Annotated in this window: 3 protein-coding genes; all 3 read right to left on the bottom strand. The window is 37.3% G+C overall.

Annotation, left to right across the window (positions count from 1 at the left end; all coding sequences use genetic code 11):
- Nucleotides 1-128: 128 nt before the first annotated feature.
- From KVT27_RS23175 to KVT27_RS23165, 3 genes are read right to left on the bottom strand one after another with little or no spacing between them, the layout of a single operon-like run.
- Nucleotides 129-344, bottom strand: coding sequence for a hypothetical protein (locus tag KVT27_RS23175; RefSeq protein ID WP_217582022.1), 216 nt, complete (start codon nt 342-344; stop codon nt 129-131).
- Entirely contained in the window at nt 344-1057 is a 714-nt protein-coding gene (locus KVT27_RS23170; RefSeq protein ID WP_217563179.1) for a hypothetical protein, read from the bottom strand. The genes KVT27_RS23175 and KVT27_RS23170 overlap by 1 nt, the downstream gene beginning before the upstream one ends.
- Nucleotides 1058-1076: 19 nt before the next feature.
- Nucleotides 1077-1472 carry a replication terminator protein gene (locus KVT27_RS23165; RefSeq protein ID WP_217563180.1) on the bottom strand — a complete coding sequence of 132 codons (396 nt, stop codon included), beginning with the start codon at nt 1470-1472 and terminating at the stop codon, nt 1077-1079.
- Nucleotides 1473-1580: the final 108 nt, after the last annotated feature.

The following is a 1580-nucleotide window of genomic DNA, read 5'->3' as shown; positions in this document are numbered from 1 at the left end:
ATATTTCTAGTTCTCTCATAACTTTTTTTCTATGTAGTTCATGCAGCTCTACATATAAAGTCTTATTACACTCTTCATTTGCCCGTTCCATCTGTTTATATAAAATGTCTTGATTTTGGATGCATTCTCTAAGCTCTTTTTCTAACTTCTCTGCTGCTGCTAAATGCTCCGGAAGGACTCTGTTTTCTATTCCCAATCGTACTCACCTCTTTTTCTAGTTGTTCAGCTTCATCGAGTTTTCTCTCAATGAAGCTGCCGCCTTTGTAAAGTGCAAGTGCAAAAATTCCAATCCCTAAACCAAAGATACAAACGGCACTAGTACTTTCTACTGTTGAAATATCCATTACGCAATAATGAATACCTTTTCTGATTTAACTTCTTCCTCAAGCGCTGCTACTAAATAGGCTTTAATGTTTTTAATTGCTTGTAACTTCCAAGCCCCGCCATCCGCTTCAAATAGCCCACAAGTCGGGCCTGTCTTCATACGGAAAATAAATTCACTTTCAGGCTGCTCAACTTCAACGAACGTTCTGTAAGGCTGTAGGGCTACTGGATTAGGTACTTTTACATTTCCACGTGTCGAAACTCCTGTTTTAGCAGTAACAGCTTGTGAAACCCCATCATCGCCAATCTCTCGTACAGTTTCATCCGCAATAGTTCCAATTACTTGTAATACAATGTCACGGTCATTATTTTTAACGAATCCTGATTGCATACTAATGTTAAAGTCCTCTGTGTCATGGAATCTCCCAAAACTAAAATGTGGAATTAAAGCTTCTGCTTTCACGAATTTACTACGATTGCAATTACCGTTTAATGCAGTAAACAAACTCACTTCTGTTGGACTTTCAATGTGAATCATAATTGTTTCTGCTGTATCAAAATTAGATTTCGCATAATCTACTAAACTAGATAGGCTACGTACAGTTAAAGCACGTGGTGTCGGTTCTTCCACTACATGCAACTGCTGATTAGAATACGTTTGACCGTTGATTTCCTCTACTTCTGCATTTCCTAAACCTACTACATATTGCAAAGCTTCTTTTGTCATTGACATACTTCATTTCCCCTTTTCATTAATTTGATTTTCTTTGTAAATCTACAACAACATTTGGATCTTGATTTTCAACAACCTTTTCGCCTACATCAGTAGCGAGATCACCCTCAGTATCCATATACATCTGTCCTTTTACTCCGGATGCAAGCTCTTGGCCAATAATATTACCGCTATTATCCTGGCCTAATAGAATTTTTGATTCTACTTCTTCTGCAGGTGCTAAAGTAGATTTCGCTTGTACTTTACAGTCCCAAACGTCACGCTTTTTATCACCTACAAATGTAAGCGTTACTGTGATTTTTCTAGCTTTTTTGGGATCAGTATTTAAATCCGCCATATTTTCAGTTACTCGTTCGAATTCTCTATCAAACTGCTCCGCTAATGCTCCATCAGCGAATGAATTTAAATCAATCATGTTTTTACCTCCTACGCAGTTTTACTACCGTTAAATAATGGTCTCCAACCTTCAATGAAACTTAGTGCTTCATCGAAATCTTTTTGAAGAATATTAGGATAAGCATTC

The sequence above is a fragment of the Lysinibacillus sp. GbtcB16 genome (assembly GCF_019091145.1).
Taxonomy (GTDB): domain Bacteria; phylum Bacillota; class Bacilli; order Bacillales_A; family Planococcaceae; genus Lysinibacillus; species Lysinibacillus fusiformis.
The sequence above is the reverse complement of the archived record's forward strand: the minus strand, read 5'-3'. Positions and strand labels throughout refer to the sequence as shown.

Bases quoted from the DNA above. Each gene is read 5' to 3' on its own strand.
- KVT27_RS23175 (WP_217582022.1), bottom strand. From the start codon at position 344: ATGGATATTTCAACAGTAGAAAGTACTAGTGCCGTTTGTATCTTTGGT.
- KVT27_RS23170 (WP_217563179.1), bottom strand. From the start codon at position 1,057: ATGTCAATGACAAAAGAAGCTTTGCAATATGTAGTAGGTTTAGGAAAT.
- KVT27_RS23165 (WP_217563180.1), bottom strand. From the start codon at position 1,472: ATGATTGATTTAAATTCATTCGCTGATGGAGCATTAGCGGAGCAGTTT.